A 20,554-nucleotide genomic window follows, 5' to 3' on the forward strand; every position below is an offset into this window, starting at 1 on the left:
CATGCCCTGCGGCCTGACCAGTCCCCTCGACTGCATCCCCGGACCCAGCGACACCATCCTCGGCGGCCTCGTTGGCGACGCCACCACCAGCGTGGCGAGCAGCGCATGGGAGTCGATCTGCAAGAGCTTCGCGGACGCCGCGACCGAGCTGCTCAAGACGTTCGCCACGGCCTTCGTCAAGATCCCGCCCGTCGACCTCGCCAGCAACGGCATACGCAGCGTCTACGCGATATCCCTCGGCATCGCGGGCCTCGTCGCCTGCCTACTGGTCATCGTCCAGGTCATCCGGACGGTGATCACCCACGACGGCCGCCCGCTGGCCACCGCCGCCGTGGGTGTCGGGAAGGCCGCGCTCGCGTTCATGCTCACGCTGATCGTCTCCTCCACGGCGTTGGTGGCGAGCGACGAACTGACCAAGTACATCGTCGACAACTCCCTCGGCGGGCAGCAGGCGCTCAGCGACAAGATCGCCAAACTGGTCTCCTACACGCCGGGGACCGCGGCCTCGCTCCTGCTGATCATCGCCATCATCGGCATCCTGCTGACGCTGGTGCTCTGGTTCGAGATGCTGCTGCGCAACGCCGCGATCGCCGTGCTGATCGCCACCTCGCCGATCAGCGCGGTGGGGCAGGTGTCCGACTCCACCAAGAGCTGGTGGTCCAAGCTGGTCTCCTCCACCGTCCAGCTGATCATCCTCAAGCCGGTCATCGCGCTGGTCTTCGCCCTCGGCTTCAACGTCGCGGGCGACTCGAAGGACCTCCAGACGACCCTGTCGGGAATGCTCATCCTGCTGCTCGCGGCCCTGGCGTGGCCGGCCATCGCACGGTTCTTCACGTTCGCCAGCGTCCAGGTCGGCGGCGGCGCTGGTCTTGCCGCTCTGCTCGGCTTCGCCGGAGGTCGGCTCAGCGCCCCAGGCGGAGCGCCGACCGGTGCCTCCCCGGACTCCTTCGGACAGGAGAGCGCCAGCCGCACGATGAGCAGCTTCGCCAGCAAGGGCGGAGGCGCTGCCGGGGGAGCAGCCTCCGGCGGAGCGGGGGCGGCTGCCGGAGGCGCCGGTGCCGGAGGGGCCGCCGCCGCAGCGGGCCCGGTCGGGATGATCGCCGCCGCAGGAGTGCGGGCCGCGCAGATGGCCGTCAACAGCTTGGCCGGAGGTATGGAGAAGATGGCCGGCCATGCGGGAGTGCAAGGCGCGAACCCGTACGCGGCGCAGCCGGCTGGGTACGTCAACCGTCACGCGGGCGCTCCGCTGCCCACCGCCAGCGGACTGCTTCCGGACCAGCCGACGCCGGACTGGTCGGACCAGCAGGAGCCGCAGGCCGAGCCGGCGGGACCGGCCAGCCCGCAGGCCGATCACCAGCAGGCACTCCAGGAGACCACCCCGGACCTGCCGGTCGCCGGTACTCCGCGCAGTGACCCGCCCACCATCGAGATGCCCCCGGTACCAGCGGGACCGCCCGCCGGTGCCACGCCGACCGCGGCCTCTCCGTCCGAGCCGGCACCGCAGGGCCGTCCTGTACAGGGCCCTCCGCTGCGGGCGTCCCAGCCCGGCGAGCCCGGCAGCGCGCCGTCCGCACCCAGCACCGCGGCGCCCGTCCAGACCCCGGCCGCCACGAGCCGGCCTGCCTCCGGGGCGGCCCCGCTCCAGGCCAGCCAACCACCTGTTGGCCCACGTCCCGAGCCGACCCCCGATCGCCCCGCTCCCGCACCTGCCCCGGCGGACCGCCCGGGTGCGCCCCGCGCTCAGGACGCCCCGGTCGAGCGCCCCACCGCGCCGCCTGCCAAGACCACCCGCCCTGACCACTCCGAAGGAGGGGACAAGTCATGAGCATCGAGACCGCTCCCACCCGCACGTACTTCGGGTGGCAGCAGGAGAAGGTCGCCTTCCTGTTCGGCCTCTCGGCCCAACGAGCCGCCATGCTCGGCGTCGGCATCCTCGCCGTGATCTGGCCGTTCGCCATCTCGCACGTCCAGGCCGGTCTCGTGACCTGGCCCCTGTCGTTTGTCCTCTTCCTACTCGCGTTCGTCCGGATCGCCGGCCGCACAGTCGATGAATGGGCGGTCGCCGCAGTGTCCTTCGAAATCCTCCGCTTCCGCGGGCAGAATCGTTTCCTCTCCGGTGCCTTCGCGCCCCGTACGTCTGAGACGGACGAGCCGAAGATGGACCTGCCCGGCATCCTCGCCCCGCTGGCGATCCTCGAAGCGGACGGGGGCAGCGGCGCCCCGATCGCCGTGATCCACCACCAGCTCGACCGCACGTACACGGCGGTCGCCCGGGTGCGCTTCCCCGGCATCGGCCTGGCCGACTCCAGCAGGCGCGACCAGCGGGTTGCCAGCTGGGGTGCGCTGCTCAAAGCCCAGTGCACCGAGGGCAATCCGATCATCCGAATTCAGGCGCTCCAGCGCATCGTCCCGGAATCCGGTGCCGCTCTCCAGCGCTGGCACAGCGACCACGTTGCCACCGAGGCGCCCGCCGTCGCGGTCGATGTCACCAAGTCGCTGCTGTCCACCGCCACCCTGGCCACCAGCCAGCGGGAGGCGTACCTGGCGATCACGATGGCCGCCGCCCGTGCCGCCGGCCCCATCAAGGCGGCGGGCGGCGGTGACGCCGGAGCCGCCGCCGTCCTGGTCCGCAACCTTCGGGCCATGACATCCTCGATCGCTTCCGCGGACCTCCAGGTCGAGAGCTGGCTCAACCCCCGCGAACTGGCCGAGGTCATGAGGACCGCGTTCGACCCGGACTCCAGCCGGATGCTCGCAGAGCGACGGGCAGCGGCCACCGCCGCCGTGCTCCGTGGCGACGAGGTCCCCTTCGAGGCAGGAGTGGACCCGGCAGCGGCCGGTCCGTCCGCCGCCCACAGCTGGCGCGGCCGGTACGAGCACGACGGAGCGGTGTCGGTGACCTTCTCCGTCAACAGCTGGCCGAAGAACAAGGTGTTCTCGACCGCACTTGCTCCTCTGCTGGGCGAAGGCAAGTACCGCCGGACGCTGAACATGCACATCGAGCCCCGCAGCCCGCGCGCCGCCGAGCGCGAGATCATGCAGGAGCGCACCGCCCGCGAGGTCGCCGTCAGCATGCGGCACAAGACCGGCCAGATCATCCCGGAGCACGAGAAGCAGGCGCTGCGCCGCGCCGAGGCCCAGGACCAGGAGCGCGCCGCCGGCCACGGCACGGTCCGCTACACCGCGTACTGCACCGTCACCGTCACGGACCCCGCAGACCTCGAAGACGCGTGCAGCGAGCTCCTGGCCGACGCCAACAGCGGCAGCATCGAGCTCCAGCGGATGTGGCTCACCCAGGACATCGGGTTCGCCGTCGGCGCGCTGCCGGTCGGCATGGGCCTGCCCAAGAAGCGGGCGGCGTGATGTTCCGTCGCCGACCCACCACCGAGCTCCCCGTCCTCGACCTCACCGACGTGCTCGGCCGCCCGGCCCCGGTGGCGCCGAAGCCTGCGGCGCGGAAGGCGCCGAAGCAGCGCCGGGAACCCGTCGCGCCACGGCGCGGCCACGCCCGCCCGTTCGCCGGGCGCGCACCGAGGATGCCCCAGGTCCCGGTCTTCCGAGGCAGCACCGGCCAGGTCCAGGGGCTGTACCCCTGGCTCTACGGCGCCTCCATGCCCGCGGCCGGTGCCTACATCGGTGTCGACTGCCTGTCCGGCGGCGCCTTCGCCTGCCATCCGATCGAGTGGCTCCACCGCGGGTTGATCACAAATCCTAATTTGCTGATCACCGGCGTCCCCGGCACCGGCAAGAGCGCGACGATCAAGGCCCTGGTGACCCGCCTGGCCGCCTACGGCGTCCGATCGTTCATCTTGGGCGACATCAAGAACGAGTACGCCGGGCTCGCGAGGGCGTTCGGCGTCGAGCCGGTCGAGCTCGGCCCGGGGCTGCGGAACAGGCTTAACCCGTTGGACGCCGGCCCGCTCGGCAGCAACCTGCCCACCGACCCGGAGGAACTGCGCGAGCGCCTGGACGAAGTCCACCGCCGACGGATCACCCTGCTATCCTCCCTGCTGGTCATGCGGCTCGGCCGCAACCTCACACCCACCGAGGAAGCCGCCCTCTCCCTCGCCATCCAGCACGCCTCCGGCCAGGCCACCGGCGCCAGCTACCTCGCCGACCCGACGATCCCGCAGGTCTGGGCCCTGTTGCGCGACCCGCTGCCCGAGATGGCCCAGGACTTGCGCGTCCGCGGTACCGACGTGACCGAACTGCGGGAGATGATCCGCCCGGCCGCCGACGCCCTCGGCAACATGGTCCGAGGTTCCCTCAGCGGCCTGTTCGACGGACCCACCACCGTTCGACCCGACTTCGGCGCGCCGATCCAGACCGTGGACCTGTCCCGGATCGACGGCCGCGGCGACGAGACCGTGGCCATGACTCTCGCCTGTGTGTCGAGTTGGGGGCAGGCCGCAATCGACGAGCCGGGCGGGCCCGTGCGCCTGGTCGTGCGTGACGAGCTGTGGCGCGCGATGCGCGTGCCGGCCATGATCCGCAAGCTCGACTCGGACCTGCGGCTCTCGCGAGCCCAGGGAACGATCCAGGTCTTGAGCACGCACCGTCTGTCCGACTTCGAGGCGGTCGGCGCCCAGGGCAGCGAAGAGGTCAGCATCGCCCGCAACCTGATCTCCAGCTGTGACGTGCGGATCTGCCTGCGCCAGGACACCGCGCCCCTGGCCATGACGCGCGACGTGATCGGCTTGACCGACACCGAGTGCGCGCACATCGCCAGCTGGTCGGGTGAGCAGATCGGCCGCGCGATCTGGAAGATCGGCCGGAACTCCAGCCACGTGGTCCAGACCATTCTGAGTCCGGTCGAGAGGCAGCTGTACTACACCAACGAGCGAATGGCCGTGTGATGGCCTCTGCCTCGAACGCCACGGTCGCGCGGCGGCCGGTGCTGGACGGCCCGGCGGACTACCTGATCGTACTGCTGATCATCGTGGTGGTCACCGTCACCGTGGGGACCTGGGCCACCGGCCAGGTCGCCGGGCTGATCACCCACGCCACCTGGCCGGCCGTCCCGTTCGGCGACGCCTTCGCCGTCGCCAAGCAGATCCCCCACCACCTGGACGACCCGAGAGCGGCCTGGCCCGAGCCGGTCCGCTCCGACCTGCCCGGGCCAGCCGGCTTCGCCGTCGCCGCCGCGATCGTCGCCAGCGGGATGCTCACCGGAGGCGCCTTCGCCCTGCGCCGCCTGCGCCGCACCCGCTCGGTGCGCGGCTTCGCCTCCGCCTCGCAGTTGTCGAAGACCCTGTCCGCCAAGGCGGTCGAGAAGCGCGGGCCCATCGTCCGCCCCTCCCTCAAGGGCAGTCGGATCGCCGCCGCCGACGTCGCGGTGACGCTCGGCCGCACCCTGGCCGGGATGCTGCTGTGGGTGGCCGTCGAGAACTCGGTGTTGATGCTGGCCGCCCCGCGCCAAGGCAAGACGAGCCAGGTGATCATCCCGTGGATCAAGGCGTGGCACGGCCCGATGCTGATCACCAGCGTCCGCGGCGACGTGCTGGATGCGACCGCGCTGATCCGGCGCCGCCGCGGTCCGGCCCTGGCGATGGTGCCGACCGGCATGGTCGACTGGCCGGACCAGGTGCAATGGTCGCCCACCAGCGGCTGCGAGGACTTCGGCAAGGCGATGCAGCGGGCCGACCTCATGGTCAAGATCGGCAAGAGCGAGACCACCGACTCCTCCGGCGCCGGCTTCTTCGGCGCTACCGCGACAAGCCTGCTGGCCGGCTGGCTGCATGCCGCGGCGATCACCGGCCGCAGCATGGAGGACGTCCTTCGGTGGGGCTTCAACGCCCACATCGAGGAACCGATCAAGCTGCTCGCCGAGTCCCGCCGCGCCGAGCCAGGCGTCGCCGAAATGCTCGACGGCCTTTACCGCAACCCAGGCGACACCAGGGCGAACCTCTTCGCCACTGTGCAGACCGCGCTGACACCGCTGTTCTCGCCGCTGGCCCGCGCCACCTTCGTCCCCAGGGCCGGAAACGGCATCGACATCGAGGACTGGCTGCGGAGCAACGGCACCATCTACCTGCTGGTGGACAAGGAAGAGGCCCTCACGCTCGCCCCCCTGATCTCCGCCTTCGTTTCCGAGGTCTTCGGCACCGCCAAGCGCCTCGCGGACCGGTCGCCCGGCGGCAGGCTCGACCCGCCGCTGGGAGCGCTGCTGGACGAGGTCGCCAACGTCACCCCGCTGCCCAACCTCCCCGACCTGATGTCCTTCGCCGGCGGCTCGGGTATCTTCACCGTCGCCGTACTCCAGAACATGGCCCAGGCCCGCAAGGTCTGGGGCCGCGAAGGGGCCGAAATGCTCTGGGGCAGTTCCACCGTCAAGATCGCCCTCGGCGGCCTCGGCGGCGACGAACTCGAAGAGTTCTCCAAGCTGGCCGGCATCTACCGCGAGTCCCTGACGACCTACCAGAGCGGTGCCCAGGGCACCACGATGCAGACCACCCTCCAGGACCGCAAGACCGTCACCCCCGACGAGATCCGCACCCTCGATGAGGAGAAGCGCGAGGCCCTGGTCATCCACGCCACCACCCCCATCACCAAGGTCCGCATGCAGCGCCACTACGAGAGCCCCGACCGCAAGCTGTACGAGGAGAGCAACGAGTGGTCGAAGCGGTACCGCGCGGGCGAACTCGACCCCATCGAGGCCGCCGCGTGACCCCCCGACCCGCATGGAGCGGACACCACGTCGAGGCGCACACCGACGCCGACCGGCGCTGGGAGTCGCGCTTCGACCAGCGGCACCACCAGGGCCTGTTCCGCCGCCCCGAGCCCCCGACCGACTACACCCTGCGGTGGAGCGGGCCGGTGCGCGGAATCGACGGCGCGCTCTACCACGCCGGAGAGGACCACACCGGAGCTCCGGTGATCTCCGTGTTCAGCCCGGGCTACCAGGAGGTCGTCCCCGTTTCGTGGGCCACGGACGACTGGGCCGAGCACCGCGCACTCACCGACGGCCCGTTCGTGGCCCTCAGCGACTGGCGCCCGGCGCGCGCGGACCACGAGGACCTGGTGCTCGCCTACCTCACCCAGCGCCCGCGTGAGTTGAACGACTTCGGCAAGTGGGTGCCGGTGGACACCTTCACCACCCACGTCCGCTACGGCATCTACGAGGCGATGCTCGCGCTGCACGCAGACGCGGAACCGGTCACCCCCGCCGCCGTCGAGGAGCGCGTTCGCCGGAGCACCGAAGAGCTCTCTCCCCGCCTCGCGCAACTGGTCGCCGACACCATGAACATCCCCGCCTACCTGCGGCGGCTCATGCTCACCCCGAGCACGTCGATCGAAGCACTCGACGCCGCCGTGCACCTCGTGATGGCCGACTGGAAAGCCGCATCGGCCTCCCGCCGTACGGACACGAGGCACCAGCACACCGAGCACCTGGACGGTTCCGCCGTGGTCATCCCGCACCTGCCAGCCCAGCTCCAGGATCAGCCATGACCGAGCCCGCGATCACGCCGATCGGCAGGGTCAAGCACCGCCCGCACGCCCGAATTCGCCGGTCCCGTGGGGGCCGCGCCACCCCCGGGACGGCCACCGGTACCCAGCCGACCGCCACTGAGGCGAGCCCCCGCACCCGGCTGGTCGAGTGGCACACCATGACCGGCCCCGAACGCATTGCGTCCTGGGGCGGCCTCTGCGACTGGGTGACCTGGCTCCACGACCGCTACGAACTGGCCGTGGAGTCGAGGTTGCCGCAATGCTGGGCGGAGCACCCCGGTCTGATCGAAGAGCTGTGGGCGCTCAAGGTCTGGCGGGAAGAGATCTACGGCGCCGCCCCGGAGCAACAGGTCGGCCAGGCAGCCCGCTACTGGCACACCGAGCTGCGCACCGTGGTGGCCAACGCGACCGCCGTCTACGCCACAGCCTGCCGAACCGGGCACCGAAGCCCCGAGTTCCGGGCCGCCGACTCCCCGAAGCTCCAAGAACGGTGGACCGGCGCCGACGCCTGGGCCGGCATCCCCAGCCGCCTGCTCGCCGCCCACGCCGACACCGCCGAAGCCGGAAGCCCGGACCGGCTCACCGCCGCCCAGATGGACGACGCCCGGGCCCGCGGCCTCGCCACGCCGATCAGCCCCGGCATCCCCGAGTACGTGAGGTTCGCCGACGCCTGGTGGGCGATCGACATCGACGGCGCCTGGCTGCGCGTCGTCAACGAGGAGCTCCTGGAGCGCCTCGAAGACGCCGCCGCCCGGATGGCCGCCGCGGACGATGCCGCCCGCCGCTACCGCGAAGCCACCACCGGAACGAAGTCGAGGACGAACCGATGACCCACCCCGAACTCGTGCTCCGTGCCGAGCAGGCCGTCATCGGTGCCGCACTACGCGACCGCCAGCGCCTGGACGACATCTCCTACCTCACTCCCGACCGCATGGCCCACCCGACCCACCGTGCCCTGCTGGCCGCACTGATCGAGTCGCGCACCAGCGCCCCGACGGCGACGGCCGACCGGTTGCCGGAGCTGATCGCCCAGCGCACGGCCATCAGCGGGGTCAACGCGGACTACCTGCGTCGCCTCGCCGACTCCGCGCCGCAGCCTCGCAACATCGCCAGCTACGCCCGCATGGTCCAAGAGGCCGCCGTACGCCGAGACCTCGCCCTTCACGTCGACCGGCTCCGGACGACCTCCCCGGGCCTGCGCGGGCCGGACCCGGTGCTCGACCGCCTCGCCCAGGCGATGCGGCGCACCGAGCAGACGGTTCCGGTGGCCAGGATCAACGAGCCGGCCCCCGCACCGTACGAGCCCCGGGCGAGGACGTCCGGAGAGCAAGAGGTCCGGGTCGACGTCCGTCTTGAGCGTCAGGACGCCGTGCTCGCAGAGCTTCTCCAACACCCGGAGCAGGTCCGGGAGGTTGGCAGCTGGTTGTACCCCGAGGTGTTCGAGGAAGGCCCGCGCCGAGAGGTCTACGAGGCCATCGTGGTCGTGGCCGAACGGGGCGAGCCGGTCGACCAACTGACAGTCGAGTGGGAGGTCTACCAGCAGGACCCCCAGGCGTACGAGGTGACGGTGGAGGTGAACGTCGAGGAACGACGCCCCGACTACCTCGCTCGGCTCGCTGCCACCGCCGTCGTCGTCGGTGCCGCTGTCGAACTGTCGGGGGAGATGATGGCCGAGGACATCCGGACGAAGCTCGCCGCGGACTTCGCCGCCGTCGACGTTACCTCCCGGACTCCCGGGGTGGAGCCCAAGGCGGACCTGAGCGTCAGGGCCGCCACGTCGACTCCCCAGGTGGAGCCGGCGCCGCTCCTGCAACCGCCGCCGGTGCAGCAGGCCCCCAGCATCCAGCCGAACATCCGGCCGTGAGGGGGACCAAGATGACCAACTCCGAAGCGGGCATGATGGCAGACCTCAGCCACGCCGCCATGGACACCGCCCTCGCAGACGGGACCGCCCGGTACCTCAGCGAGACGATCCGGGACTTCGCCCGGTACCGGGAATCCTGGTGGATCTACGACCGGGCTGGCTGGTGGCAGGTCACCAGAGCAGACGTTGCCGCCGGACTGGACCTGATGGCACAGAACATGCGCCTCGCTGATCAGGCAGTGCAGCGTAGTGCCAGCTGAGACAGGAGCAGGTGGCTCTCGATGGAAGGACACGTTCTCATTTGTCGCATATTGTGTATATGTGTATTAGATGGGCTGGTGCCCGGAAGCAGGTGGGCCACGAGAGGATGAGGTCGTGTCGTGTCCGACAGCACCGAGGCGATCCATTCCCGACTTGCCGAGCTGACCGCGCCAACGGCCCACAGCCGGGTCGTCGATCTCGGCTGCGGTTCCGGGCCGACACTTCTCGCACTGAGCCGAATGGCTCCCGAGGCCGTGCTGATCGGGATCGACAGGTCGGTCACGTTCCTGAGGCAAGCGCGGCAGGAGCTCCAGAAGCACTGTGGTCCAGTGATGACGCTTGCTGCGGACCTGCGTACCCCGCTTCCGTGTGGGGATGAGAGCGCAGACATTGTCGTTTCGTACAACACCATCGAGTGCCTGCCTCGCCCGGAGCGGATGCTGGTCGAGGTCGCGCGGATCCTGCGGCCGGGCGGGCGGGCGATCATCGCGCACGTCGACTTCGACTCCCTGGTGATCGCCGGCGCGGATGCAGATCTTGATCGACGGCTCTGTCACACCTTCGCGGACGATGCGCAGAGCTGGATGGATCACGCGGACGGGCGGATCGGCCGGAAGCTCGGGCTGCTGCTCGCGCGGAGTCCGCTGAGGCTGGTGAGCGTCGAACCGTTGTTGACGTGGTCGACCGAATTGTCGGGGCACGCGGAGGACCGGATCGGGCAGATCCGGAAGGCATTGTTGTCCGCGGCCAGGCACGGTCGGGGCTCGGTTAGTGCGGCCGAGGTCGAGGAATGGTACGCGGCGGTGCGCGAGGCAGACCGCCTGGGCGGATTCTTCTTCTCAGAGCTGGCCTTCATCGCGGTCGCCGAGCGTCCTCGTGAAGAGCGGTTGACCGGCGACGTCGCTCCGCCGGTCCGGGGCGGTGTCCTGCCCAGGCGTGATGGTGGCTGGGCAGGACACCGTCCCGCTGCCGCATAGCGGTCGTCTACTACTCGGTACCGCCCCGCAGCACGTTGTCGGCGAAGGAGCAGAGCGCCTTCACCGAGGCATCGACGGGAGCGGTGGTGTTCAGGGTGAGCACCGGGTGCTCGGGTTCCGTCCAGGAGAGTTCTGGTGCGTCAGGTGCGGGGTTCGCGCGGTAGGCGGGTGAGGGGCGAAGGGCGTCGCGGGCGTACCGGAGTTCCTCGGGTGCGCCGACGTGGATGAGGTGGAGTCGTTGGCCGAGGAGGTCGGCGGCGAGCTGTCGCTCCGTCGGCGTGGAGGTCACGAGCGTGACGATGCCGATGGAGTGCCGACTGGCAGCGTGTGAGAGCGCCTCGATGGTGGCGATGCGGTCTTCTCGGGACCAGCCGAGTTCGCGCAGGACGCCGGTGGCCCGTTGCTCATCGGCGTCGTAGAGACCGCAATCGTGGTGCTCGGGTTGGAGGTGGGCGAGGAGTCGGCGGGCGAGGGTGGTCTTGCCGGAGGCCGGCAGGCCCATGAGCCAGAAGACAGCAGAGGCGGGTACCTGGTTCACGCTGGGTAACCCCACTTCTCGCACCAGCGCTTGAGTAGCGGTGGGGTCGTTGCAGTAGAGGGCGGCGGGGTGGCGTCCTGGATGCGCCCGGAGGCGATCTGGGGAGACCAGTCGCCGATGCCGTAGATGAACGGGCCGTGGTCGAAACGCCCGTAATCGAGCATGGTCGGGTCCCAGGGGATGCCGATGTACTGGCACAGCGCCTTGCAGGTGGCCTCCGGTTCGGCGGTCAACTGCTCGTAGGTGATGCTGATGGAGGTGGGGACGTTGGCGGCGGCTTCGTCGAGGGCGGTGGCGAACTTGTCGACGGTGATGGCCGCTTCGGCGAGGTCGGTGGCGTCGCCGGCGCGGCGGATGGAGTCGGCGATGGCCACCGGGTGGCGGCGCAGGATGATGTAGCGGGCGTTGGGCCAGCAGCCGACGAGCCGCTGCCAGATGAAGACGTTGCCAGGGGACTTCTCGGCGACCACGGTCTTGCCGGCTTCGGTGAGTTGGCGGTGCAGCAGCCGGTCCCACAGCAGGTGTTCGAGGTCCTGGCGGTCGCACTTCAGGGTGCGCATGGCGAGGTCGGTGAACTCGTCGTCGACCGTGACGGTGAGGCCCCCGAGGTGGAGTTCGTGCGGGGCGTGGACGGCGGGGTGTGAACCGAGCAGGCAACGCAGCAGGGTCGATCCGGAGCGGATCGGGGAGAGGATGAAGACGGGTGCGGGGACGAGGCGGTCGTCAGGCACGGAACTCCTCCTTCACCTGCTGCTCGCGTTCGGCGAAGACACGCAGGCGGGTCGCGAGGTCTCGGCGGTAGTGGGCTGAGCTGGGGGTGGTCTTCTCGTCGCAGTGGAAGATCCGCAGTGGGAGCCGGTGCAGGTAGCCGATGCCGGACCCGGCGGGATGAGCGAAGGTGTGGGAGAGCCAGTCCTCGTAGTTCATCCAGCTCTGGCCGTCGTCGTGGAACCGGTCGCCGGGGATGCCGCCGGCCGCGGCCATGACGGGCCGCGCCCGGTGGGTCTCGTAGATCAGGAAGTGGGAGGAGATTCGGTTGACCGAGCGGGCCCTGGTGCTGAGGGCGGGGCCGGTTTCTTCGAGTTGCCACTGCCAGCAGTCGTGGTCGTCGATGCGCTGGGCGAGGGCGAGTTGGGGGCAACGGTCGAAGGTGTCGGCGATCTCGGCGAGGACGTCGGTGGCGCCCGGGTCGCGGAAGGCGACGACGTCGCCCTCGATGGTGATCAGGAATCGGCTCTTGTCGGTGACGAAGTGGGTGTGGATGTTGTTGGCTTGATCGCCGGAGGCCCGGTGGCGGGTGCGCCAGCGTAGCCGCACTTCATCGAATCCCCAGGTGGCGTGAGCGAGTTCCGTGATCTCGTCGATCGGTGCGGTTTCGGCACCGTCCACGACGAGGACCAGGTCGTACGGGTGGCGGGTGCCGCGGGTCAGGGCGTCCAGCGTGGTGGGGATGGTGCGGCGCAGGAGCTCGACGTCGCTGTGGACGAGGTAGGCGATGGTGAACGCGGGCGGGTAGGTCACGGTGTTCACCAGCCTGCCGGTCCGGTTGCGCCCGCCGCGGCACTGCCGTCGGACGGCGCCGGGGCGGTGAGGATCGTGCGGGCGTCGGTCAACATGGTGGCGGTCAGCTCCTGGGCAAGGTCGAGGATGCTCTGCTCGATGTCGTGCTCGACCTTCTCGGCGATGTGGGGATGTCCGACGCACATGCCCATGACCTGGTACTTGGCGGTGGTGCCGAGTCCGATGCGGTCGGCGAGGTCCTGGAGGGCGAAGAGGTCGAAGACCACGGTGCCGCTGCGGTAGAGGCGGTTGGCGAAGGCCGCGGTGTAGCGGGAGACGAGCGCGCGCACCGTTGGATGGAGTTCCGGCCGGCTGTAAGTCCCCTGGAGTGCGTGGGCAACCTGATCGGGGAGGAAGACGAACGCGCACCGGTAGAAGTCGGACGTGCCGAGTATGCGGAAGTTGCCGGTGCGCTCCAGCAGGTCGACCATCCGCTGGTAGGTGGCCTGCCGGCCTTCGACGAGCCGGCCGATACCGTCGGTTCCCTGGTGCTTCATCAGGGCCCAGAGCTTGAGTGACTCGAAGCCGCGAGAACCGTAGAACGGGGTGATCAGCCCGAGGTCGAGGCAGCCGGGGTCGTCGGCGCGGTCCGGGTAGCGGGCGAAGCGGCCGAGCGTGGCCGGGTCGCGGAAGAGGGCGTAGCTGGAGGGGTAGGAGACGAACAGGCCCTTGTGCGGGTCGAGGGCAACGGAGTCGGCGCGTTCGATGCCTGCGAGCTGGATCTTGAGTTTCTCGGAGAAGAGCAGGCTGCCGCCGTGGCAGGCGTCGACGTGGAACCAGACGCCGTGCTGGGCGCAGAGGTCGGCGAGTGCCTGCAGGTCGTCGATGCCGGTGGTACGGCAGTTCCCGGCGACTCCGACGACCATGAAGATCCGCTTGCCGGCCGGTGGTGCGGCGAGCAGGTGTGCGATAGAGCGGGGGTCACTGGTGAAGTCGGGGGTGGCGTCGGCCCACAGCAGTCCATCGGCGCCTAGGCCGAGGGCTTGGGCGGCGGCGAGGTAGGAGAAGTGCTCGACGCCTCCGGCAAGGAGGATCACGGGCTGTTCGGGGAGGGCGCGCAGGCCGCTCTGGCGGACCTGAGGGTAGGTGTGCGCGAGGGCGGCCGCGATGGCGACGTGGTTGCTCATGTTGCCGCCGGAGGTCCACATCCCTCCGAGCGAGGCGAGTCCCTGGTAGTCGGCCAACGGGGCGACCTGGTAGCCGATGAGCCCCCGCAGCCAGGTGATCAGCTGGGCTTCGATCACACTGGCGGCGGGCGCGCTGCGGTCGAAGGCGATGACGTTCTGGTTGAGGAAGGTGGCGACGATGTCGGCCACGAGAGCGGCAAGGCTGTCGCCCGTGTCCGGGAAGGCGAGGTAGCGCGGGTCGGCCTGGGAGATCGACCAGCTGGCGATCTCGCCCAGGGAGCTCATCAGCTGGTCGTCGCTGATCCCGGTGACGGGGATCGATTCGGACAGGCGGTCGATGAGTTGGCGAACCGTCGCATGCCGCAGTACGCGGTGGTCGCGCAGCTTGCCGGAGGCGAAGTCGAGCCCGAGGTCGACCGCACGGTGCAGCATCTTCCGGCTCTCGCCGACGGGCCGGCTGCTCAGCAGCGCGGGCGGTTGGGGGTCAAGCACGTCCGAACTCCATTCGATACACGCAGCCTTCACACGAGGGCCAGGCAGGGCCCTGGAGGAAGGAGTCCCGTAGGGACCGGTACGGCGACGAGGTCCAGACCTCGGCCATCGGCGTCTGGTGGATGTTGCCGAGCACGTTGCCCGGGGAGGACTCCATGTGGACACAGCACGGCGTGACGTCGCCGTCCTTGGTGATGTAGCTGGCGTCCCACGGCCAAGGGCACACGGCGTTTGCGGCGGCCGGGGAGGCGAGACGGGAGTAGTCGAAGATCGACAATTGCAGGCCGAGTTCGTCGGCTCGCGCAAGGCCGACTTCCAGGTGCGGTACAACGTCCCGTGGTGGGAGGGCGAACAGAGACTCGGCGTTGAGGGTCTTGTCCTCGCCCCAGTGGTGCAGGCTCTCCACGCTGACACGCTTCACGCCGTGGTCGGCTACGAAGTTGACGATCGCTGGGAACTGATTCAGGTTGACGGTGGAGAGCGTCACCGCGGCGGACAGCCCCGTCGTCCGGTCCTCGGTCAGCGTGACCGCTTCTCGCAGGGCCGTGCTCAGCTGGGTGAGGCGCAGCCCGGAGCGCATCCGCCCGAGCGTGGCGTCGTCCGCGCCGTCGACGCTGATGGCGAGAAGTCTGAGCCCGGCGTCGAGGACCGGCTGGAGACGGCGGCGTACGAGCAGGCCGTTGGTGTTCGTCGAGGTGAACACGGAGCGGTCGGTGCACACCTGGACGTAGGCGGCGAAGTCGCGGACGATCAGTGCCTCTCCGCCGCCGACGAAGGAGATGTGGTCGAGGTCGGGGAGTTGGTCGAGGAGCGTGACGAACGCTTTCAGCGACAGGTGGCCACCGGTGCTCTCGTGTACGGCGCGCAGGCAGCCGGCGCAGGCGAGGTTGCACAGGTCGGTGAGTTCCACCTGCAGGTATTGCGGGGTGGGGGTGGGCTGGCCGGGGGTGAGGCCGTAGCGGTCGAAGTCGTCGGTGACGAGGAACTTCTGGAAGCGTTCGGGCACTGTGATCGGCGGTTCTTCGGGCATCATCTGGCTGCCACCTTCCGGTACACGGAGACGGTCTCGTCGGCGAACAGCTCGAATTCCTGAGCCCGGCGGCCGAACGACGGGGCCCGGGGGGCCGGGTGCTCGGATGCCGTCTCGATCGCCCGCGTCCAGGCGGCCGGGTCCCAGTAGTCCTCGACGAGGTGGACGCCGGGGTCGTCGGCGAGGTGGCGCATGGACGGCACGGACGAGGACCACACGGGGACGCCTAGGGCCCGTGCCTCGTGCGCCACGAGCGGATGGTTCTCCCACCACTGCGAGGGCACCAGTAGGGCCCGCGCGTCGGCCAGTAGCGGGCCGACCTCGGCGCGCGAGTGCGGAGGAAGCCAGCGCACCCGCGGATCCGCGGCGGCGCCGACGCGCAGCCGTTCCTCGTAGGTGCCGTCGTCCGGCACGGTCGCGATCACCAGCGGGAGTTCGGTGCGGCTGCTGCGGTAGGCGTCGAGCAGGAGATGGAGCCCCTTCTCGGGTGAGCATCTGCCCAGGAACAGCAGGTACCGTCCGGAGGATCCGTGGGTGGCGAGTGGTGCCCACTCGCTGGGGAGCCCATAGCAGGCCCGGTCGCGGGTGACCTTGCTCGTGTCGACGCCAGCTTTCGCCAACTCGGCGGCCTGGTGGGGTGTCTGTGTCCACAGGGCCTGTACCCGCTCGTTCAGCCAGGCGATGTTCCGCGCCCGCCACCGCGCCACGTCCTCGTAAGTTCTCGCGGGGGCGTTGAGGCAGCCGAGGCAGTTCAGGGTGGGCGCAGTCGCCGTGCACTGCGAGCTGGTGGACCGGACGAGGAGCTGGTGGTCGGGGCACACCGCGGTGTAGTCGGTCAGCGTCGTGACGACGGGCGCCCCTCGCAGGGACGGGGTGTTCAGGAACTCCAGGCCGAGGCGGCTGAAGTGCAGCACGTGAACGACATCGAAGGCGGGGCGGCGCGTCGCGAGCAGCTGCTCGACGCGTTGGGCCTGCTTCGTCTCCTGGGCGAGCCAGCCGACGGGGTAGTCGTTGGCGAAGGCTGCGGGCACGCTCAAGTACTCGTCGGCCACGCGACGGTGCGATGGTGGTGGTTCGCCGGCCGCGAGCCAACTGACTTGCAGGCCGCGGTCTTTCAGCGCCTGGGCCAGGTCGTTGGCCAGGATCTCCGTACCGCCGGCGGCGTCGTCCGCGAATCGGTGGGTCGTCAAGAGGATGCGCACGGGTCACCCCTCAGCAGGTGTTGCCCTGGAGACCGGCCCAGCGGCCGATCGGGGTGAGTCCGGCGGGCATCCGCCCGTTCACCCCGGCCATGTCCGAGCACGCGGGTGTCTCCGGTCCCGACAGGCGCAGGACTCCGGTGCGGGAACGGTCGAGGAGCGCGAACGGCTCGTGCAGGGTCAGGGCGGTCCAGCCGCCGTCCTCGAAGTCAACGAACACGTTCACCCCCAGCTCGGCCTCCAGCTCCTGTACGGGCAGGGGCACCATGAGCCGCACCTGCTGGGGTGCCCAGGAGAGGTCGACGTCGACGGCGTCCTCCCAGACGGGGTCCGGGTGCGGAACGCGGCGGAAGCGGGCGGTCGGGGCCTGGAGCCACCAGACGCCGTCGCGGCTGCAGCGCAGGAGCTGTTCGCCCGGCCACTGCTGGGCGGCGAGGTCGTGCAGGGTGAAGGTGCCCGATCCCAGCGGCTGGAGCCGGACACGGATACCGCGCACCGCGCTGGGGGTGTTCCCGGTGTCCAAGCGGACCGCGAGATGATCGTCGTTGAGTGAGAGCCGGGCGCGCAGACCGTCCGGGTTCGCCAACCCGCTCCGGAGGCGACCCGGACCACCCAGCGGGATCACCGCGTCTTCGTTGCCTGAGGCCGCGTGCAGGCGGGCCGCCGGCACATAGTCGGCCTCGGGGGATGCGGTGAGGGTCTCGTCGGTGAGCCCGTACGGGGCCGGGAGGGCGTCCAGTACCTCGGGGTGCTTCTCGCGGAGCGTGATGACGAGGCGGACCGCCAGGTCGGTGAGGAACCGGATCAGGTCGCACTTGACCTCGTCGGGCCTGGTGATGTCCCCGTTCGCCAACACAGCCTGGTAGTAGCAGCCGCCGCCGCAGACGTACCGCGACGGGCAGGTGGAGCACCCGTCGCGGTCGTCGACGACCAGGTTGAGGTAGCGGCTGCGTTCGCTGTCCTCGACGCCGGTGGAGGCGTGTCCGATGTGCCAGCCGGACTTCCCGATGAAGTGCGCACAGGGGTAGAGCTTGCCGTTGGTGTCCAGGTAGGTGCCGCTCTTGCCCGCCCCGCACCGGTAGACCTGCGCCGCGCGGTCCTTCACCCGGTAGAAGTACCGCATGAAGAAGTCCTCGTAGCTCAGGGCGAGGAGCCGGGCGAGGATGCCCTCCGGCGGCTGAGCGAGGATGTGCTCGACAAGATCTGCGTAGCCCTGGCGGAAGGCCGGCAAGGTAGCGCTGTTGAGCGCATAGTCCTTGTCGTGGGTGGCGTTGACCGGCTTCATGTAGATGTTGCGGGCGCCGACGTCCTCGAAGAGGTGACGGAAGATCGCCACGAAGTCGGTGCAGTACGCGGTGAGCACAGCGGAGACGCCCATGTCGGGGTGGCGGGCCAGCACCCGGTCCAGGACGGGCCGCACGTGGTCGTAGGTGCCGCCCCGGTCGCCCGTGTAGAAGCGGACCCGGTCGTGGACGTCCTTGGGACCGTCGAGGCTGATGTCCTGGGGCGGGCCGAGCCGGTCGGCGAGTTCGGCCGTCATCGACAGCGTCGCGTTGGTGACCATCGGTCCGGCCCACAGCACGCTGACCGGCGAGTTGGCCAGCCCCTCCTCCACCAGGGCCTGGACCTCCTCGTGCATGTGGCGTACCAACATCGTCTCGCCGGCGAGCCCGAAGTCGATCCGGCTGTACCGCGCGTTCCCCTCGACCAGCTGCTTGCGGTGCGTGGCGAGGCCCTGCACCACCGTCTCCAGGGGGATCGTCACGGGCTTGCCGTCGGCGTGGACCCGGTCGCGGAACGAGCAGTATGTGCAGGCCATGTTGCACTGGTCGGTCAGGGACAGCTGGGCTTGCGGGTACGCCTCGCGGTAGGCCGTGACCTGGTGGACCGCCTCCAGGCCGGCGCACGGGCAGGGCTCGCCCGGGGCGGTGATCTGGCCCCCGCGGACGTGGAAGACGTAGCCGTCCGCGAAGAAGACGTGCGCGGTGTCGCTGGTGGAGAGTGGAATCGCGTCGCTGATCACGGTTGACCTCTCGGGTCGAGAATGGTGCGGATCGGGGCGGTACCGGAATCACAGATGTCTCGGGCCAGGCAGCCCAACGCGCTGACGGAATCGGTCCAGTCGCTCGGCCAGCCGGGCGATTTCACCCTTGGCCTGGTCCTCGACCGGGCGGGCCGAGCCGGACATCTCCCGCAGGGCGAACGTGGCATGGACAAGATCGCGCAATTCGGTCGCGGCCTCGACACCAATCACCTGCGGGATGATGGCGAGTTGCCTCTCCAGAGTCACAGGCATCCGAGAGGCGTCCGAGGCGGTGTAGGCAAGACGCGCCAGCGCGGCCCGGGACTCGAACCACAGGTACTTGGCAGTGCCTTCGCGGCCCTGCTGCTCGTACTGGCTCGGGCGAGCGACAGTACCGGCGGACGGCGGGGTCAGCAAGTCCGTTGCCCAGCCTGGGTCTTGGAGATCGGATCCGGGTCGACGCAGCTCGAACCATTCGTGCAGGTCGCGGCTTGTGCGGCTGTCCGCGCTGGCGAGGTCGTGCTCTGCCGGGCGCGCCGCGGATCCCTCGGCCATCAGCCCGAGGCAGGCGAGCGCCTCGATCAACAGGTCCTCCGCCGACCGGTGACCAGCGGGATGCTTGGCCGAGCTCAGCTCGAAGTCGACATCGCTGCCGCGGGTCATCACGCCTTGGGCGCACGATCCCCGCAGCAGCAGGTCCAGCTCCTCGTCGAGCCGCAGGACGGCAAGGATGGCGGCAGCGAGCCGACCGGTGATCTCCGCTGCCGTCGCGGCCCTCTCAGATGCCGCCACCCAACCGCTTGCGGACGCCAACTGGTCAACGCGCTCAACTAGTTGCTCCAGCGGTGGCTCGGGTGCGGGCATGAGGTGCGACTCGGCGGCCGAGAACAACGCCAGCACCCATGCTCGCCTCAATCCCTCCGACTTTGGAGAAGAAGCGGCTGGCAGGCAGCTCGACACCAAGGTGTTCAACTGCCCGAGCAGGAGTGCGTAGGCGTCCTCACCGCGCTGCTCGCGCAGGCGCGCGGTCAGCACACTGTGGAAGACGCCGAGCCCCGACGGAAGGACGTCCTCGGCGAGGTGTCCCAACGAGGCGGCGCTCGCCGATCGGTGCTTCACCAGGGGGAGTTCGCTCGCGAGTGTCACCTCGATCCCGCAGCGGCGGACGTCCCGGCGCGTCATGGTCACGGGCAGCCAACCCGCGAGGACGGTCTCGAAGCCGTCCAGCTCCACATCCCGGACCGGCGCCGAGACGGGGATGCGCTCCCGAAGCCTGAGATCACGCCCGAGCAAGTCGGACCAGGCGATGTCCCACTTCATCAGGGTCACCTCGTCCGGGGCGGCACCGGCCGGCACCAGGAGCGCGTCCTCCCAGTCGATCAGCACCGTCTCGCCACCCCGGCGGAACATGTTCCGTGGCACACACCCCGATGCCTCGACCCCTCGGCCGAGCAAGGCCACCAGCAGGGCGACAATGACGGATACGGACAGGCGGCTCGCTCCGTCGTCCCCGGAGGACAAGCGTGTGCCCAGGTACGGGGAGACCAGCGCAGCTCTCTGGCCGCTCAAGGGAACCAGCTCGGGGACGCAGACCTTGACGTCCCCGAACCCGTCGATCGTCAGCTGGCCCAGACGACGTGCGGCCTCGGCAGCCAGGGCGCGCTCCGAGCGTGCAGCCTCAAGCGGCCGGAGCTTCGCCACAAGATCACGCCCGCGGTGCCGAAGGCGACGCACCTGCCCACCGATGTCGACGAAGTCGGGGTCGTCGAAGGCGACCCCGCCGCCTCCTCCGTCAAACAGCTGCCGAATCGACGCCGCGAGCTTCCCCGAATCATGCGCGCCCCTCACGACCTTGCTCACTCCACTCCCCTCCCGGGCGTCGTGCGCAGGCTTGCCACCGTAGCCGGTCCGTCACCGTGTGTTCGATCGAATTGATGGACTCGATCGCCGCCTTCCGCGCGCACACGGACCGCGCAGGGCTGGGGAGTGGATACCAGATGGTGATGGTCATTCAATTTGATTGCTCGTTCTTCC

The 20,554-nt window shown here is 69.8% G+C and carries 17 protein-coding genes; 9 read left to right on the top strand and 8 right to left on the bottom strand.

Features of this window, described 5'->3' with window-relative positions; genetic code table 11:
• Position 1: 1 nt before the first annotated feature.
• The 9 genes from ACFVX9_RS03770 (at position 2) to ACFVX9_RS03810 (ending at position 10,551) form a co-directional block, all read left to right on the top strand.
• Positions 2–1,825 carry a conjugal transfer protein TrbL family protein gene (locus ACFVX9_RS03770; RefSeq protein ID WP_387980195.1) on the top strand — a complete coding sequence of 608 codons (1,824 nt, stop codon included), beginning with the start codon at positions 2–4 and terminating at the stop codon, positions 1,823–1,825.
• Positions 1,822–3,363: an SCO6880 family protein gene (locus tag ACFVX9_RS03775; protein ID WP_387980197.1), complete on the top strand. Its 1,542-nt coding sequence runs from the start codon at positions 1,822–1,824 to the stop codon at positions 3,361–3,363. Before ACFVX9_RS03770 ends, ACFVX9_RS03775 begins: the two co-directional genes overlap by 4 nt.
• Positions 3,363–4,856, top strand: a complete 1,494-nt coding sequence (locus ACFVX9_RS03780) for a VirB4 family type IV secretion system protein (protein ID WP_387980199.1) — start codon at positions 3,363–3,365, stop codon at positions 4,854–4,856. The genes ACFVX9_RS03775 and ACFVX9_RS03780 overlap by 1 nt, the downstream gene beginning before the upstream one ends.
• Complete coding sequence (locus ACFVX9_RS03785; protein WP_387980201.1) at positions 4,856–6,667, top strand: type IV secretory system conjugative DNA transfer family protein; 1,812 nt, start codon at positions 4,856–4,858, stop codon at positions 6,665–6,667. The genes ACFVX9_RS03780 and ACFVX9_RS03785 overlap by 1 nt, the downstream gene beginning before the upstream one ends.
• On the top strand, positions 6,664–7,449 hold the full coding sequence (locus ACFVX9_RS03790) for a DnaB-like helicase N-terminal domain-containing protein (protein ID WP_387980203.1): 786 nt from the start codon (positions 6,664–6,666) through the stop codon (positions 7,447–7,449). Before ACFVX9_RS03785 ends, ACFVX9_RS03790 begins: the two co-directional genes overlap by 4 nt.
• Positions 7,446–8,279 carry a hypothetical protein gene (locus ACFVX9_RS03795; RefSeq protein ID WP_387980205.1) on the top strand — a complete coding sequence of 278 codons (834 nt, stop codon included), beginning with the start codon at positions 7,446–7,448 and terminating at the stop codon, positions 8,277–8,279. The genes ACFVX9_RS03790 and ACFVX9_RS03795 overlap by 4 nt, the downstream gene beginning before the upstream one ends.
• A complete protein-coding gene (locus ACFVX9_RS03800) occupies positions 8,276–9,313 on the top strand; it encodes a DnaB-like helicase N-terminal domain-containing protein (protein ID WP_387980207.1) in 1,038 nt (345 codons plus the stop codon). The genes ACFVX9_RS03795 and ACFVX9_RS03800 overlap by 4 nt, the downstream gene beginning before the upstream one ends.
• Positions 9,314–9,324: 11 nt before the next feature.
• Positions 9,325–9,573: a hypothetical protein gene (locus tag ACFVX9_RS03805; protein WP_387980209.1), complete on the top strand. Its 249-nt coding sequence runs from the start codon at positions 9,325–9,327 to the stop codon at positions 9,571–9,573.
• Positions 9,574–9,693: 120 nt separating this feature from the next.
• Complete coding sequence (locus ACFVX9_RS03810; RefSeq protein ID WP_387980211.1) at positions 9,694–10,551, top strand: methyltransferase domain-containing protein; 858 nt, start codon at positions 9,694–9,696, stop codon at positions 10,549–10,551.
• Positions 10,552–10,561: 10 nt separating this feature from the next.
• Here the strand turns inward: ACFVX9_RS03810 and ACFVX9_RS03815 are convergent, their stop codons facing one another.
• Genes ACFVX9_RS03815 through ACFVX9_RS03850 form a run of 8 tightly spaced genes read right to left on the bottom strand, consistent with a single transcriptional unit; the run spans position 10,562 to position 20,380 of the window.
• Positions 10,562–11,089 (bottom strand): adenylyl-sulfate kinase, encoded by a 528-nt coding sequence (locus ACFVX9_RS03815; RefSeq protein WP_387980213.1) that lies wholly within the window; start codon positions 11,087–11,089, stop codon positions 10,562–10,564.
• Positions 11,086–11,820, bottom strand: a complete 735-nt coding sequence (locus tag ACFVX9_RS03820) for a sulfotransferase family protein (RefSeq protein ID WP_387980215.1) — start codon at positions 11,818–11,820, stop codon at positions 11,086–11,088. Before ACFVX9_RS03820 ends, ACFVX9_RS03815 begins: the two co-directional genes overlap by 4 nt.
• On the bottom strand, positions 11,813–12,610 hold the full coding sequence (locus tag ACFVX9_RS03825; RefSeq protein WP_387980217.1) for a hypothetical protein: 798 nt from the start codon (positions 12,608–12,610) through the stop codon (positions 11,813–11,815). The genes ACFVX9_RS03820 and ACFVX9_RS03825 overlap by 8 nt, the downstream gene beginning before the upstream one ends.
• Before the next feature lie 5 nt (positions 12,611–12,615).
• Positions 12,616–14,268: a pyridoxal phosphate-dependent decarboxylase family protein gene (locus ACFVX9_RS03830; protein WP_387980219.1), complete on the bottom strand. Its 1,653-nt coding sequence runs from the start codon at positions 14,266–14,268 to the stop codon at positions 12,616–12,618.
• The gene (locus tag ACFVX9_RS03835) at positions 14,261–15,301 is read right to left on the bottom strand and encodes a radical SAM/SPASM domain-containing protein (RefSeq protein ID WP_387980221.1); all 1,041 of its coding nucleotides are present in this window, start codon (positions 15,299–15,301) and stop codon (positions 14,261–14,263) included. Before ACFVX9_RS03835 ends, ACFVX9_RS03830 begins: the two co-directional genes overlap by 8 nt.
• Positions 15,298–16,500: a glycosyltransferase gene (locus tag ACFVX9_RS03840; protein WP_387980223.1), complete on the bottom strand. Its 1,203-nt coding sequence runs from the start codon at positions 16,498–16,500 to the stop codon at positions 15,298–15,300. The genes ACFVX9_RS03835 and ACFVX9_RS03840 overlap by 4 nt, the downstream gene beginning before the upstream one ends.
• A 10-nt stretch (positions 16,501–16,510) precedes the next feature.
• Positions 16,511–18,520: a radical SAM protein gene (locus ACFVX9_RS03845; protein WP_387980225.1), complete on the bottom strand. Its 2,010-nt coding sequence runs from the start codon at positions 18,518–18,520 to the stop codon at positions 16,511–16,513.
• Positions 18,521–18,568: 48 nt separating this feature from the next.
• The gene (locus ACFVX9_RS03850; protein ID WP_387980227.1) at positions 18,569–20,380 is read right to left on the bottom strand and encodes a hypothetical protein; all 1,812 of its coding nucleotides are present in this window, start codon (positions 20,378–20,380) and stop codon (positions 18,569–18,571) included.
• Positions 20,381–20,554: the final 174 nt, after the last annotated feature.

The sequence above is a fragment of the Kitasatospora sp. NPDC058243 genome (genome assembly GCF_042882025.1).
Taxonomy (GTDB): Bacteria; Actinomycetota; Actinomycetes; order Streptomycetales; family Streptomycetaceae; genus Kitasatospora.

Coding starts and splice junctions, on each gene's coding strand:
- ACFVX9_RS03770 (WP_387980195.1), top strand. CDS start 2: ATGCCCTGCGGCCTGACCAGTCCCCTCGACTGCATCCCCGGACCCAGC.
- ACFVX9_RS03775 (WP_387980197.1), top strand. CDS start 1,822: ATGAGCATCGAGACCGCTCCCACCCGCACGTACTTCGGGTGGCAGCAG.
- ACFVX9_RS03780 (WP_387980199.1), top strand. CDS start 3,363: ATGTTCCGTCGCCGACCCACCACCGAGCTCCCCGTCCTCGACCTCACC.
- ACFVX9_RS03785 (WP_387980201.1), top strand. CDS start 4,856: ATGGCCTCTGCCTCGAACGCCACGGTCGCGCGGCGGCCGGTGCTGGAC.
- ACFVX9_RS03795 (WP_387980205.1), top strand. CDS start 7,446: ATGACCGAGCCCGCGATCACGCCGATCGGCAGGGTCAAGCACCGCCCG.
- ACFVX9_RS03800 (WP_387980207.1), top strand. CDS start 8,276: ATGACCCACCCCGAACTCGTGCTCCGTGCCGAGCAGGCCGTCATCGGT.
- ACFVX9_RS03805 (WP_387980209.1), top strand. CDS start 9,325: ATGACCAACTCCGAAGCGGGCATGATGGCAGACCTCAGCCACGCCGCC.
- ACFVX9_RS03835 (WP_387980221.1), bottom strand. CDS start 15,301: ATGATGCCCGAAGAACCGCCGATCACAGTGCCCGAACGCTTCCAGAAG.